The sequence below is a fragment of the Caulobacter soli genome, assembly GCF_011045195.1.
Taxonomy (GTDB): domain Bacteria; phylum Pseudomonadota; class Alphaproteobacteria; order Caulobacterales; family Caulobacteraceae; genus Caulobacter; species Caulobacter soli.
The window spans coordinates 124366-137330 of record NZ_CP049199.1 but is presented as its reverse complement, the minus strand read 5'-3'; the positions used below and the strand labels follow the sequence as shown (position 1 = coordinate 137330).

The 12965-nt window shown below is 69.3% G+C and carries 14 protein-coding genes; 6 read left to right on the top strand and 8 right to left on the bottom strand.

All coding sequences use genetic code 11. The annotated features are described in order from the left end of the window. Positions 1–57: 57 nt before the first annotated feature. From G3M62_RS00660 to sdhC, 4 genes are read right to left on the bottom strand one after another with little or no spacing between them, the layout of a single operon-like run. Positions 58–840, bottom strand: coding sequence for a succinate dehydrogenase iron-sulfur subunit (locus G3M62_RS00660; RefSeq protein WP_165183976.1), 783 nt, complete (start codon positions 838–840; stop codon positions 58–60). 10 nt (positions 841–850) lie between these two features. After that, positions 851–2638, bottom strand: coding sequence for a succinate dehydrogenase flavoprotein subunit (sdhA, locus tag G3M62_RS00655; protein ID WP_165183975.1), 1788 nt, complete (start codon positions 2636–2638; stop codon positions 851–853). After that, the gene (gene sdhD / locus G3M62_RS00650) at positions 2638–3045 is read right to left on the bottom strand and encodes a succinate dehydrogenase, hydrophobic membrane anchor protein (RefSeq protein ID WP_165183974.1); all 408 of its coding nucleotides are present in this window, start codon (positions 3043–3045) and stop codon (positions 2638–2640) included. Before sdhD ends, sdhA begins: the two co-directional genes overlap by 1 nt. Before the next feature lie 2 nt (positions 3046–3047). Next, a complete protein-coding gene (gene sdhC / locus G3M62_RS00645) occupies positions 3048–3455 on the bottom strand; it encodes a succinate dehydrogenase, cytochrome b556 subunit (RefSeq protein ID WP_165183973.1) in 408 nt (135 codons plus the stop codon). A gap of 263 nt (positions 3456–3718) precedes the next feature. On the opposite strand from sdhC, the gene G3M62_RS00640 reads away from it, so the two are divergent. Further along, complete coding sequence (locus G3M62_RS00640) at positions 3719–5893, top strand: hybrid sensor histidine kinase/response regulator (protein ID WP_165183972.1); 2175 nt, start codon at positions 3719–3721, stop codon at positions 5891–5893. 22 nt (positions 5894–5915) lie between these two features. Here G3M62_RS00640 and G3M62_RS00635 read toward each other — a convergent pair whose 3' ends face one another. Genes G3M62_RS00635 through G3M62_RS00625 form a run of 3 tightly spaced genes read right to left on the bottom strand, consistent with a single transcriptional unit; the run spans position 5916 to position 8598 of the window. After that, complete coding sequence (locus G3M62_RS00635) at positions 5916–6500, bottom strand: NUDIX hydrolase (protein ID WP_165183971.1); 585 nt, start codon at positions 6498–6500, stop codon at positions 5916–5918. Positions 6501–6509: 9 nt separating this feature from the next. Continuing rightward, positions 6510–7628 (bottom strand): cell division protein ZapE, encoded by a 1119-nt coding sequence (gene zapE, locus G3M62_RS00630; protein ID WP_165183970.1) that lies wholly within the window; start codon positions 7626–7628, stop codon positions 6510–6512. Positions 7629–7683: 55 nt separating this feature from the next. Next, positions 7684–8598, bottom strand: a complete 915-nt coding sequence (locus tag G3M62_RS00625; protein ID WP_165183969.1) for a LysR substrate-binding domain-containing protein — start codon at positions 8596–8598, stop codon at positions 7684–7686. A 123-nt stretch (positions 8599–8721) separates the two neighbouring features. Here G3M62_RS00625 and G3M62_RS00620 point away from each other — a divergent pair, with 123 nt between their 5' ends. Together G3M62_RS00620 and G3M62_RS00615 are read left to right on the top strand one after the other, a co-directional pair. After that, on the top strand, positions 8722–9477 hold the full coding sequence (locus tag G3M62_RS00620) for an SDR family oxidoreductase (protein ID WP_165183968.1): 756 nt from the start codon (positions 8722–8724) through the stop codon (positions 9475–9477). A gap of 94 nt (positions 9478–9571) precedes the next feature. After that, the gene (locus tag G3M62_RS00615) at positions 9572–9763 is read left to right on the top strand and encodes a hypothetical protein (protein WP_165183967.1); all 192 of its coding nucleotides are present in this window, start codon (positions 9572–9574) and stop codon (positions 9761–9763) included. A 146-nt stretch (positions 9764–9909) separates the two neighbouring features. Here G3M62_RS00615 and G3M62_RS00610 read toward each other — a convergent pair whose 3' ends face one another. Beyond that, entirely contained in the window at positions 9910–10545 is a 636-nt protein-coding gene (locus tag G3M62_RS00610; RefSeq protein ID WP_165183966.1) for a hypothetical protein, read from the bottom strand. A gap of 158 nt (positions 10546–10703) precedes the next feature. Here G3M62_RS00610 and tsaE point away from each other — a divergent pair, with 158 nt between their 5' ends. The 3 genes from tsaE to murU are packed head-to-tail and all read left to right on the top strand — an operon-like array spanning position 10704 to position 12965. After that, the gene (gene tsaE / locus G3M62_RS00605) at positions 10704–11159 is read left to right on the top strand and encodes a tRNA (adenosine(37)-N6)-threonylcarbamoyltransferase complex ATPase subunit type 1 TsaE (RefSeq protein WP_165183965.1); all 456 of its coding nucleotides are present in this window, start codon (positions 10704–10706) and stop codon (positions 11157–11159) included. Next, positions 11149–12240, top strand: coding sequence for an N-acetylmuramate/N-acetylglucosamine kinase AmgK (amgK, locus tag G3M62_RS00600; RefSeq protein ID WP_165183964.1), 1092 nt, complete (start codon positions 11149–11151; stop codon positions 12238–12240). Before tsaE ends, amgK begins: the two co-directional genes overlap by 11 nt. Further along, positions 12237–12965 (top strand): N-acetylmuramate alpha-1-phosphate uridylyltransferase MurU, encoded by a 729-nt coding sequence (murU, locus tag G3M62_RS00595; protein WP_165183963.1) that lies wholly within the window; start codon positions 12237–12239, stop codon positions 12963–12965. Before amgK ends, murU begins: the two co-directional genes overlap by 4 nt.

The window sequence follows — 12965 nt, the reverse complement described above, 5'->3', positions numbered from 1 at the left end:
TGCTCCCAGGCGCACGACAGGCGAACCAGCGCCCCTGCGGCTGGAAACCGGCAGGTCTTAGACCACCCGCTCGACCAGCATCTTCTTGATCTCGGCGATCGCCTTGGCCGGGTTCAGACCCTTGGGGCAGACCTGGGCGCAGTTCATGATCGTGTGGCAGCGATAGAGCTTGAACGGGTCCTCGAGGTTGTCGAGGCGGTCGCCCGTGGCTTCGTCGCGGCTGTCGATCAGCCAGCGGTAGGCGTGCAGCAGGGTCGCCGGGCCCAGATACTTGTCGCCGTTCCACCAGTAGCTGGGGCACGAGGTCGAACAGCAGGCGCAGAGGATGCACTCGTAAAGGCCGTCCAGCTTGGAGCGGTCTTCCGGCGACTGCTTCCACTCGGTCTGCGGCTCGGGCGTCACGGTGTGCAGCCACGGCTCGATCGAGGCGTACTGGGCGTAGAACAGCGTCAGGTCCGGGATCAGGTCCTTGACCACCGGCTGGCTCGGCAGCGGGCTGACCTGCACGGCCTTGCCGGGCGTGTCGGCGTGGCCATGCGTGCAGGCCAGGGTGTTGCGGCCGCCGATGTTCATCGCGCACGAACCGCAGACGCCTTCACGGCACGAGCGGCGGAAGGCCAGCGTCGGGTCGATGCTGTTCTTGATGTACAGCAGGGCGTCCAGGACCATCGGGCCGCAGGCGTCCAGATCCACCTCGTAGGTGTCCCAGCGCGGATTGCGGCCGTCTTCCGGATCGTAGCGATAGATCTTGAACGCGCGCGTGTTCTTGGCGCCGGCCGGAGCGGGCCAGGTCTTGCCGTTCTGAACGGTGGAGTTCTTGGGGAGGGTGAGTTGAACCATCAGCGTACCCTCAATAAACCCGCGCCTTGGGCGGGATATAATCGATGTCTTTCGACATGGTGTAGCTATGCACCGGGCGGTAATCGATCGTCACCTTGCCGGTGTTGACGTCGAGCCAGGTCAGGGTGTGCTTCATCCATTCGGCGTCGTTGCGGTCGGAGAAGTCCTCGCGGGCGTGGGCGCCGCGGCTCTCGGTGCGGTTCACGCCGCCGGCCACGGTGACGACCGCCTGACCGATCAGGTTGTCGAACTCCAGGGTCTCCATCAGGTCGGTGTTCCACACCAGACCGCGGTCGGAGACCTTGATGTCGCCCTTCTTGCCCCAGACGACGTCCAGGCGCTTGACGCCGCTTTCCAGGCTTTCGCCGGTGCGGAACACGGCGGCGTCTTCCTGCATGGCCTTCTGCATTTCCAGGCGCAGGGCGGCGGTCGGCTGGCTGCCGTTGGCGTTGCGCAGGCGATCGAAGCGCGCGATGTGCGGATCGGTCATGGCGTCGGTCAGCTCGACCTGGGTGGCGCCGGGCTTGAGGATCTCGGCGCAGCGCAGGGCGGCGGCGCGGCCGAACACCACCAGGTCGGTCAGGCTGTTGGAGCCCAGGCGGTTGGCGCCGTGCACCGAGACGCAGGCGGCCTCGCCCACGGCCATCAGGCCCGGGATCACCTGGTCGGGATTGTCGCCCGACTTGGTGACGACTTCGCCGTGATAGTTCGTCGGGATGCCGCCCATGTTGTAGTGGACGGTCGGCAGGACCGGGATCGGGGCCTTGGTCACGTCGACGCCGGCGAACACCTTGGCGGTCTCGGAGATGCCGGGCAGGCGCTCGTGCAGGATCTTCGGATCCAGGTGGTCCAGGTGCAGGAAGATGTGGTCCTTGTTGGGACCCACGCCCCGGCCTTCGCGGATCTCGATGGTCATGGCCCGGCTGACCATGTCGCGCGGGGCCAGGTCCTTCACGGACGGGGCGTAGCGCTCCATGAAGCGCTCGCCTTCCGAGTTGGTCAGGTAGCCGCCCTCGCCGCGCGCGCCCTCGGTGATCAGGCAGCCGGCGCCGTAGATGCCGGTGGGGTGGAACTGGACGAATTCCATGTCCTGCAGCGGCAGGCCGGCGCGCAGGGCCATGCCGCCGCCGTCGCCGGTGCAGGTGTGGGCGCTGGTGGCCGAGAAGTAGGCGCGGCCGTAGCCGCCGGTGGCCAGGATGACCATCTGGGCCTGGAACCGGTGCAGGGTGCCGTCATCCAGCTTCCACGCCGTCACGCCGCGGCAGACGCCGTCGTCCATGATCAGGTCCAGCGCGAAGTACTCGATGAAGAACTCGGTGTCGTGGGCCAGCGACTGGCCGTACATCGTGTGCAGCATGGCGTGACCGGTGCGGTCGGCCGCCGCGCAGGTGCGCTGGATCGGGCCGTTGCCGTATTCCTTGGTCATGCCGCCGAAGGCGCGCTGATAGATCTTGCCGTCCACGGTGCGCGAGAACGGCACGCCCCAGTGTTCCAGCTCCAGAACCGCCGCCGGCGCGTTGCGGGTCAGGTATTCGATGGCGTCCTGGTCGCCCAGCCAGTCCGACCCCTTGACGGTGTCGTACATGTGCCAGCGCCAGTCGTCCTTGCTCATGTTGCCGAGCGACGCCGAGATCCCGCCCTGGGCGGCGACCGTGTGGCTGCGGGTCGGGAACACCTTGGTGACGCAGGCGGTCTTCAGGCCGGCCTGGGCGGCGCCCAGGGCCGCGCGGAGGCCCGAACCGCCGGCGCCGACGACGACGACGTCGAACTTGTGGTCAATGAACTTGTAGGCCGACATCAGAGGGCTCCGGTGAAGGCGACCTTGAGGATCGCCACGACCCCAAGAGCGCCGCCGAGGACGCAAACGAACAGATTGGCGAGGACCAGCACGGTCTTGGTCGTGAAGTCCGGGATGTAGTCTTCGATCACAACCTGCACCGCGCCCTTCAGGTGGATCAGGGCCACGACGATCAGCAGGCTGAGCAGGACGGTGTTGTGCGGGATGGCCACCCAGGCGGCCGCGCCGCCGAAGTCCAGGCTCGCCAGGCGCAGGCCGGCGAACAGGCCCCACAGGGCCAGCGGGATCAGGGCGATGCCCGAGACGCGCTCGGTGACGAAGTGGCCGACGCCGTGGTGCGACGCGCCCAGCCCGCGGGCCCGGGACATCGGCGTGCGGAAGCGCGTGGAGGAAGAAGGACCAGCCATGATCAGAGCGCTCCGGTTTGGGCGGCGATGACCCAGACGACGATCGCGCCGACCACCGCGAAGGCGATCGCGCCGGCGCCGGTCATGTCCGCCACCTTGGGCGTGAAGCCCTTGCCCGCGTCCCAGAAGGTCTGACGGACGGTGTAGGCGATGTTGTAGAGGACCGCGACGGTCAGGCCGAACAGCACCAGCTTGCCCAGGAACGAGCCCAGCAGGCCGGTGTAGCTGGCGTAGGCGTCGGGACCGGAGGCCAGGGCCACGGCCCAGCCGGCCAGCAGCAGGACGCCGACATAGAGCGCGAAGACCGTGGCGCGGTGCAAGATCGAGCAGGCCATGGTGATGTGCCAGCGCCAGACTTGCAGGTGCGGCGACAGAGGGCGCTCGGGGAGGCCCCCGCTGGTCTCGGTCATGGTTGTGTCCAACCCCTTGGCTTTGTGCGTTGCGGGATGCTTTTAAGCGCGACGTTGGGGGTGTCAACGCAGGCGCCCTTGTTGAGAAACGTTCTCAGCGCACCGAGCGCAGGCGCGATGGAAGGCCGAAGCGAAGCTTCCGTGATGCCGCCCCGAGCGCTCGGGCGGATCCGACCCCGGTCGATCGACGTTCGCCGATCGCGTTCAACCTTCGTTCAATCCTGATTGGTAAATGAGCGGTTGATTGAGTCGGGGTGCGTTCAATGGCCGCGGAGATTTTGACGGACGCGACGGCGCCGGCCGGCTGGCGGCGCAGACTGGCCGCGATCGGCGACGTGCTGCGGGTCTCGGGCCGCGACACCGGCGGGATGGGCGCGCGGCTGGTGTTCTCGACCGTCGTCTTCTGCGCCACCCTGCCCTATTCCACCGATCCCTCGCCCTATTTCTGGATGGCGGCCATGGCCGCCCTGGCCATCGCCGAGGCCCGCACCACCGACGCGGCGACCGACCTGTTCGCCTGGCTGCAGAGCGCCGGCTACGCCCTGGCCGGCTTCTACCTGACCTTCTTCCAGGTCGGCGCCGCCCAGACCTTCGGGGTCACCCTGTACGGCGTGGTCATGTTCGAGATCCTGGTGCGCGACTACGCCCGCCCCAAGCGCCTGCTGACCAACCTGACGCCGATGCTGATCTCGATGGTCGTGGTGCAGCTGGGGGCCAGCGCCCGGCTGATCCAGCGGGACGAGCCCTGGCGGATCGCCACGGTGCTGGCCACCACCTACCTGGTCTTCCGGGTCTTCCGCTCGCTGCAGATCGACCTGACGCGCGCCCGCCGCGAGGTGGCCGAGGCTCAGGACCGCGCCGAGGCCGACGCCCGCACCATCCGCGAAGCCCATCGCATCGCCCTGATGGCCGAGAACATGGCCGGGGTCGGTCACTGGCGCATCGACGCGACCAATAGCGAGACCACCTGGTCCGAAGGTGTGTTTCGGATCTACGGCCTGGACCCGTCGGTGGGCGTGCTCGACCGGGAGGCTCAGCTCGCCCACTTCCCCGCCGCCGACCGTCCCCGCTGGCAGGCCGAACTGGAGAAGGCGGCCACGACGGGCGAACCGTTCGAGTTCGAGACGCGCCTGACCCGGGCCGACGGCACGGTGCGCGACATCGTCAGCCACGTGGCGGTCGAGCCCGACGCCGACGGCCGGGTCGCCACCCTGTTCGGCGCCCTGATGGACGTGACCGAGTCCCGGGCCCGCGAAGCCGCCCTGATGGACGCTAAGCTGCGCGCCGAGGCCGCCGCCGACGCCAAGGCCGAATTCCTGGCCAATATGAGCCACGAGATCCGCACGCCCCTGACCGCGATCAACGGCTTCTCCAGCCTGCTGGGCGAGCTGGAGAACCTGCCGCCCGACGCCGGCCTCTATGTGCGGCGGGTTCAGACCGCCGGCATGACCCTGCTGACCGTGGTCAACGACATCCTGGAATTCTCCAAGCTGGAGTCCGGCCACGTGGCCCTGGCGCCCCAGCCCTTCGTGGTGGCGCCGTTCCTGGACGACGTGATCGCGCTGTTCGCCGACCAGGCCCAAGCCAAGGGCCTGGCGCTGTCGCTCGATCTGGACCCCGGCGTTCCCGCCGCCCTCGAGGCCGACGCCAACCGTCTGCGCCAGGTGATCGTCAACCTGGTCAGCAACGCCATCAAGTTCACCGAGGTCGGCGAGGTGCGGGTGGCCGTGCGCCATGCCGACGGCGCGCTGCGCGTCTCGGTGCGCGACACCGGCTGCGGCGTGCCCGACGACAAGCGCGACGGCCTCTTCCAGCGCTTCTTCCAGGTCGACGGCTCCAACAGCCGCCGCTACGGCGGCACGGGCCTGGGCCTATCGATCTGCAAGGGCCTGGTCGAGCTGATGGGCGGCGCGATCACCATGGAGCCGGCGCCGAACGGCGGTTCGATCTTCGCCTTCGACGTCCGCGCCGAGGAAGCCGCGCCGGCCCCGGCGGGCGCCAGCGCCGAGCGCGCCGGACCGATCGTTCGCGCCCAAGTCCTGGTCGTCGACGACGTGGCCGTGAACCGCGAACTGGTGCGCGCCATGCTGCACGCCGTCGGCCACGAGGTGTCGGAAGCCGCCAGCGCGTCGGAGGCCCTGCGCCTGACCGGCTGCGAGCGGTTCGACCTGATCCTGATGGACCTGCAGATGCCCGAGGTCGACGGCTTCGCCGCCGCCCGCGCCGTCCGCGCCCAGGACGGCGCCAACCGCGACACCCCGATCATCGCCCTGAGCGCCGACGTCCTGCCCGAGCATGTGGAGGCCAGCGCCAAGGCCGGCATGAACGGCCACATCGGCAAGCCGATCTCGCCGGTGGAGCTGCTGGGCGCGATCGAACGCTGGACGGGGACAAGGGCGCCGGCGGAGGAGTCGGACAAGGAATCCCTCTCTCTTTGAGAGAGGGTTCAAAAAGCAGCCCCTACCCCCGAAACACCGTCAGCGCCGCGTGCTGCAGCAGCATGATGGTCTTGGCGTCGCGAATGCGGCCGTCGGCGATCATGGCCAGGGCCTCGTCGACGCCCAGCTCCAGCACCTCGATGTCCTCGCCCTCGTCGGGATGGCCGCCGCCGTCGCCGATCCGCATGGCCGCGTCGTACTCGGCGACGAAGAAGTGCAGGATCTCGGTCACCGAGCCGGGGCTCATGAAGGCTTCGAACACCTTGCTCACCGCGCCCAGGCGATAGCCCAGCTCCTCCTCGACCTCGGCCCGGATGCGCGTTTCCGGCTCGGCGTCGTCCAGCAGGCCGGCGGCCGCCTCGATCAGCAGGTCGTCATGGCCGTTGACGAAGGCCGGATAGCGGAACTGCTTGACCAGCAGCACGGTGCGGTTGGCCACATTGTAGGGCAGCAGCACCGCCCCGTTGCCGCGATCATAGTGCTCGCGGGACTGGGTCTGCCACGTCCCGTCGCGACGCTTCCAGTCGAAGGTGGTGGTCTTCAGCACGTACCAGTTGTCGGAGAGCAGCCGGGTCTCGTGGACGCGAACGCGGTCTTTGACGCTCATCTGGCTCTCCTAATCCCGCACCCGCGCCACATAGTCGGCCGAGCGCATTTCCTGCAGGCGCGACACCGTGCGCTCGAACTCGAACGAGCCGTCACCGGCCGGGTACAGCGCCTCGGGCTCGCCGGTCGCCAGGGCCACCAGCTTGACGTCGGCTTCGTAGAGAGCGTCGATCAGGGTGTTGAACCGCTTGGCCGCGTCGCGCCGCTCGGGCGTCAGCAGCGGCACGTCCTCGAGGAACAGGGTGTGGAAACGCTCGGCGATCGCCAGATAGTCCTGCGGCCCCAGGGCTTGCTGGCAAAGGCTGGCGAACGAGGCGCGCAGCAGGCCGCCGGCGGCGCGCGGGAAGCGCATCTTGCGACCCAGGACTTCCAGGGTGGCGCCGGTCTCCTCGGCCCCGTCCAGCATGTCGGCCCACAGGCGATCGAACTCGGCGGCGTTGGCCTTATCGTCCGGCGCCAGCCAGGTGCGGGCGGCGCGCAGGCGGTCCAGGCGGAAGTCGACCGGCCCGCGCACGGCCACCACCTCCAGCTTCTCCTTCAGCATGGCGATGAACGGCGTGAAGAGCTGGCGGTTGAGGCCGTCCTTGTAGAGGTCGTCGGGCGGGCGGTTGGAGGTGGCCACCAGGGTGACGCCCTGGGCGAACAGCGCCTCAAACAGCCGGCCCAGGATCATGGCGTCGGCGATGTCGGTGACCTGCAGCTCGTCGAAGCACAGCAGGCGGGCGTCGGCGGCGATCAGGTCGGCGGTCGGGGCGATGGGATCGTCGCCCTTGTGCTGGCCGAAACGCGCCTTGCGCTCGGCCGTGTCGCCCTTGCGCCAGGCGTTGATGTGCTCGTGCACCTCCGCCATGAACACGTGGAAGTGCACGCGGCGCTTCTTGGCGACCGGAGCGCTGTCGAAGAACAGGTCCATCAGCATGGACTTGCCGCGCCCGACCGGCCCCCACAGATAGACGCCCTTCTGGCCCTTGGGCTTGCGGCCGAACAGCGAGAAGCCGGGCTCGCCGGCGTTGTCGAGATCGGCCTCCAGGCGCGACAGGGCGTCGACGGCGGCGGCCTGGGCGACGTCGGGCTTGATCTCGCCCTGGGCCAGGCGCTCTCGGTAGGCGGTGCGGACGGATGTAGGCATCGGCGATCCGGTTAGCGCGGCGAAGGCCTTAAGGAAAGGGGCGGCGGGGAAAGCCTCAACCGCGCTCGATCGTTCGCAGCCGGCCGCGCATGAACTCGACGAACGCCCGCAGCGGGGCCGAGGCGCCCAGGCGGCTGGGATAGTAGAGATGCCAGGCCGTCGAACCGGCCAGGTGCTCGTCCAGCACCCGCTCCAGCCGCCCGGCCGCCACGGGTTCGGCCACCAGGGGTTCGGGCGCGTAGGCCAGGCCCAGCCCGTCGATCGCCATTTGAACCATGAAGTTGAAGTCGTTGACGCTGAACGGCCCCTCGACCGTCACCTCGAACTCACGACCGCCCTCCTCCGCGAACTCCCAGCGATAGTCGGTGCCCCGGGTCAGCTGGAAGATGTTGAGGCAGGGAACGCCCTTCAGGTCGCGGGGGTGCGCGGGCCGTCCCATGCGTTCCAGCAGCGACGGAGCGCCGACCACGCAGAACTGGAAGGCGGGCGACACCCGCGCGGCCACCATGTCCGGCGCGATCGTCTCGCCCAGCCGCAGGCCCACGTCGAAGCCCTCGTCGATGATGCTGATCGAGGTGTCGTCGACCGCGATCTCCAGGCGCACGTCGGGAAAGGCGCGGGAGAAGTCGGCGACCGCCGGGGCCAGCACCATGTTGAACGCCAGCTGCGACACCGTCAGGCGGACCCGGCCGGCCGGGCCGTCGCCCAGCGACCGGGCCGCCGCCGTCGCCGCCTCCATGGCCTCGACCGCCGGCCGCGCCCCGTCCAGGAACCGTCGTCCCGCCTCGGTCAGACCGACTTCTCGCGTGGTGCGCGCGAACAGGACCACCCCGATACGGGCTTCAAGCTGCTTGACCGCATGGCTGACGGCCGCCGGCGTCACGCCCAGGTCGACCGCCGCCGCGGTGAAGCTGCGCCGCCGCGCGACGGTGGTGAAGGCGACGACGCCGTCCAGCAGGTCTCGCTGCATTATCAAATCCTATTTGAAAGCTCGTTAGAACTATCAAGGATTATCGAGACGAGGTCGAGCCGCCATCTTCCAGCTCACGGGGACGCCGACAGCGACGCCCACCCGAAACCCAGGAGAAATCGCATGTCCGCCAACCTCGAATCCAACATCACCGGCAAGGTCGTCGTCGTCACCGGGGCCAGCAGCGGCCTGGGCGAAGCGACCGCCCGCCACCTCGCCGCCAAGGGCGCCCGCCTGGTGCTGGCCGCCCGCCGCATCGACCGCCTGGAAGCCCTGGTGGCCGAGATCGTCGCCGCCGGCGGCCAGGCCATCGCCGTCCAGACCGACGTCACCGTCAAGGCCGACGCCGACGCGATGATCGCCGCCGCCGTCAAGGCCTTCGGCCGGGTCGACGTGCTGGTCAACAACGCCGGCCTGATGGCCATCGCTCCCATGTCGGCGACCAAGGTCGACGAGTGGGACCGGATGATCGACATCAACATCAAGGGCGTCCTGTACGGCATCGCCGCCGCCCTGCCGGTGTTCGAGGCCCAAGGGTCGGGCCAGTTCGTCAACATCAGCTCGATCGCCGGCCGCAAGGTCTTCAGCCCGGGCGGCACGGTCTATAGCGGCACCAAGTTCGCCGTCTCGGCCATTTCGGAAGGCCTGCGCCACGAGGTCGGCGGCAAGATCCGCGTGACCGTGATCTCGCCCGGCGTGGTCGACAGCGAACTGCGCCACGGCAGCTCGGACCCCGACGCGCTGAAGGGCCTGGAAGACTTCTACCAGATCGCCATCCCGGCCAACGCCATCGCCCGCGCCATCGCCTACGCGGTGGAGCAACCGGCCGATGTCGACGTCAGCGAAATCGCCGTCCGCCCGACGCTGCAGGACTTCTAAGGTCTACGCCTCGTCGCGGCGACTCGCCTCCAGCCATGAAACGTGGCTGGAGGCGACGTCGTTTGTTTCCCTGACACGTCAGAAGGAGACCGACATGGCCCGCCCCGAAGACCGCGCGATTCCCGCCGACCTCGCCCCCGAAGGCGCGACCGAGGCGCTCTACGACGCCGACGACAACCTGGACCTCGACGCGGGCGCCGCGCCGCACGACGGCGATCTCGACCACCGCCCCGGAACCAAGACTCGCCACGCCCGCAAGAACGAGATCAGCAACCGGCCGGTGTGAAGGCTCTTCTTCCCTCCCCTTTATGGGGAGGGGGGACCAGCGAAGCTGGTGGGTGGGGTCCTCGGCGCCAAAAGAACTAGCTCATCAAACCCCACCCGACCCCTTCGGGGCCACCCTCCCCACAAGGGGGAGGGAAGGGCGCCATGCTAGACCCCCAGATCCTTCCGCACGAACCGGTACGTCTCGCGCCGTTCACAGGCGCAGGCCTTCATCGTCCCGTCCTTGGTCCACCAGACCAGCAGCGGATAGGCGAAGTTCACGCCGTTTTCCTTGAGCAGCGGCCGCAGGTCCTCGACGGTCTTGCGACCGGCCTCGATCACGGCGGTGCGCGCGACGTCGCCGTCGGCCGGGGCGATGCCGGCGGCCGTCCAGGCCTCCACGGGGGTGGCGTCCCACGTCTCCGACAGCGCCCAGCTGCGGTTGACCCACATCTCGGCCACGGTCGCCCGCTCGGCCGGCGTCGACTTGGGCACGCCGTTGCGGTCGGCCCGGGCGATCTCGATCAGCCGGGTGTCGATCCCAGCCTTGTGCAGGCCCGGATACTCCTCGTGCTTGAAACGCACGCAGTCGGGGCAGGTGCGGAAACTGACCATGTAGAGCTTCCCACCCTTCAGCCCCGGCGACACCCAGCCGGCGGTCTCCAGGATCTTGGCGATCTGCGCCTGGTTCTTGGTGATCGTCTTGGGCCGCCAGCGCAGCTCGAGGTTCCAGTAGGCCCAGGCCCCCGCCCCGACGGCGGCGACCACGACGATGGCGACGAGCCAACGGCCAAAACGCTTCATGCGAGAATTCCTTCTTCCCCGAGTCCTCGAGCTTGGCCCTACCGTCCGACGTCGCGACCGGTCCGTCAAATTCGCCGGTCCTCGCCTTGGAACGACGCGGCCGCTTGTCTAGACTCGCCACCGGGTCGAACGCCCGCTTTTCAAGGACGGCCGCGACCGTGATCGAGATTTCCCTGCCCAATGAAGCGGCCACCCAAGCCCTGGGCGAAAAGCTGGCCGCGACTCTGCGGCCCGGCGACGCCGTCTGCCTGACCGGGCCCCTGGGCGCGGGCAAGTCGACCCTGGCCCGCGCCCTGGTCCGCGCCCTGACCTCGCCCGACGAGGAGGTGCCCAGCCCGACCTTCACCCTGGTGCAGTTCTATGACGGCCCCGACTTTCCGGTCGCGCATTTCGACCTCTATCGCCTGACCGACCCGGACGAGGCCTACGAGATCGGACTCGATGAAGCGCTGGAGGACGGCGCGGCCCTGATCGAATGGCCCCAACGCTTGCAAGGCCGCCTGCCGGTCGACCGACTCGCTATAGACATCACGCCCATGGGCGAAGACGGATCGGCGCGCCGCGCCGTCCTGACGCCGCACGGAACCTTCGAAGGACGTAACCTTGAGCTCTGATCGCGAAACCCTCAAGGCGGCCTTCCTGTCGGCCCATGGCTTCGGCGGCGCGCGCCGCGAGCTGCTCAGCGGCGACGCCTCGACCCGCGCCTACGAGCGTCTGCACGAGGACGGTCAGAGCTTCATCTTCATGGACCAGCCGCCGGCCCTGGAGAGCGTGGTCTGCCCGCCGGGCGCCAGCGACGCCGAGCGCGTGGCCCTGGGCTACAACGCCGCCGCGCGCCTGGCCGCCGGCTCGGTCGCCGCCTTCGTCGCCACCGCCGCCTACCTGCGCGAACGCGGCCTGTCGGCCCCGGTCATCCTGGCTCACGACGTCGAGGCCGGCCTGGCCGTGCTGGAGGACCTGGGCGACGGCCTCTACGCCACCCTGATCGCCGACGGCCAGGACGAGGCGCCGCTCTACGAAGCCGCCGTCGATGTCCAGGTCGCCCTGCACGGCGAGATCCCGCCCGACGTGCTGACGGCGGAAGGTGGGGTCAGCTGGCCCCTGCTGACCTACGACACCCTGGCCCTGAAGATCGCCACCGACACCTTCCTGGAGTTCTGGCCGAAGTTCTCGGGGCTGGCGCCGTTCAGCGACGCGGCCGTGGCCGAGTGGGACGCCCTGTGGGCTCCGGTCTGGGTGCGCGGCGAGGCCGGCGCCAGCGTCTTCACCCACCGCGACTATCACGCCCAGAACCTGCTGTGGCTGCCCGACCGCGACGGCGTGGCCCGCGTCGGCCTGCTGGACTTCCAGGACGCCCTGCGCGCCCATCCGGCCTGGGACCTGACCCACCTGCTGCAGGACGCCCGCCGCGACGTCTCGCCCGCGCTGGAGCAGGCCATGCTGGACCGCTACCTGGCCGCCCGGCCGTCGGTCGACCGCGACGCCTTCATCGCCGACTACCGCGCCCTGGCCGCTTCGAACGCCGCGCGCATCCTGGGCCGGGTGTTCGCCCGCCAGGCGTTGGCGGGCCGGCCGCAGTACGAGGCCTACATGCCGCGCACCTGGCGCTATCTGGAGCGCAACCTGCAAGACCCGGCCATGGCCGGTCTGAAAGCCTGGTTCGACGCCCACGTGCCCTCGGAGTTCCGCCGATGACCACAGCTCCCAAGATCGCCATGGTCCTGGCCGCGGGCCTGGGCACCCGCATGCGCCCCCTGACCGACGACCGGCCCAAGGCCCTGGTCGAGGTCGGCGGCAAGGCGCTGATCGACCACATGCTGGACCGTCTGGCCGCCGCTGGGGTCGAGACCGCCGTGGTCAATGTCCACTATTTCGCCGACGTGCTGGAGGCGCACCTCGCCGCCCGCGTCGCCGTCCATCCCCTGCCCCACATCGTCATCTCCGACGAGCGGCCCCAGGCCCTGGAGACCGGCGGCGGCGTCAAGCACGCCCTGCCGCTGCTGGGCGAGGATCCGATCTGGGTGGCCAATATCGACTCGATCTGGATCGAGGACGCCCCGGCCATCGAGGCCGTCGCCCGCGCCTGGGACCCGGACAAGATGGACGTCTGCCTGATGCTGGCCTCGACCACCGAGTCCCTGGGCTTCCACGACACCGGCGACGTGTTCCTCGACGATGGGGTCGTGCGCTTCAAAGCGTCCGGCGAGACCGCGCCGCTGGTCTATGTGGGCGTCCACATCACCAAGCCCCAGGTCGTGGCCGAGGGCCCCGAAGGCCCGTTCTCGCTGACCCCGATCTGGAAAGCCCTGGCCGCCAAGGGTCGGGTACACGGCGTCGCCCCGGCTGGGGTGTGGATGCACGTCGGCGATCCCGGCGCCCGGGACATCGCCGAGGCCCGGCTGGCCGGAACGGCGACCTGA

Coding starts and splice junctions, on each gene's coding strand:
- sdhD (WP_165183974.1), bottom strand. CDS start 3,045: ATGGCTGGTCCTTCTTCCTCCACGCGCTTCCGCACGCCGATGTCCCGG.
- sdhC (WP_165183973.1), bottom strand. CDS start 3,455: ATGACCGAGACCAGCGGGGGCCTCCCCGAGCGCCCTCTGTCGCCGCAC.
- G3M62_RS00610 (WP_165183966.1), bottom strand. CDS start 10,545: ATGAAGCGTTTTGGCCGTTGGCTCGTCGCCATCGTCGTGGTCGCCGCC.
- zapE (WP_165183970.1), bottom strand. CDS start 7,628: ATGCCTACATCCGTCCGCACCGCCTACCGAGAGCGCCTGGCCCAGGGC.
- G3M62_RS00635 (WP_165183971.1), bottom strand. CDS start 6,500: ATGAGCGTCAAAGACCGCGTTCGCGTCCACGAGACCCGGCTGCTCTCC.
- G3M62_RS00660 (WP_165183976.1), bottom strand. CDS start 840: ATGGTTCAACTCACCCTCCCCAAGAACTCCACCGTTCAGAACGGCAAG.
- murU (WP_165183963.1), top strand. CDS start 12,237: ATGACCACAGCTCCCAAGATCGCCATGGTCCTGGCCGCGGGCCTGGGC.
- G3M62_RS00620 (WP_165183968.1), top strand. CDS start 8,722: ATGTCCGCCAACCTCGAATCCAACATCACCGGCAAGGTCGTCGTCGTC.
- G3M62_RS00625 (WP_165183969.1), bottom strand. CDS start 8,598: ATGCAGCGAGACCTGCTGGACGGCGTCGTCGCCTTCACCACCGTCGCG.
- sdhA (WP_165183975.1), bottom strand. CDS start 2,638: ATGTCGGCCTACAAGTTCATTGACCACAAGTTCGACGTCGTCGTCGTC.
- G3M62_RS00615 (WP_165183967.1), top strand. CDS start 9,572: ATGGCCCGCCCCGAAGACCGCGCGATTCCCGCCGACCTCGCCCCCGAA.
- G3M62_RS00640 (WP_165183972.1), top strand. CDS start 3,719: ATGGCCGCGGAGATTTTGACGGACGCGACGGCGCCGGCCGGCTGGCGG.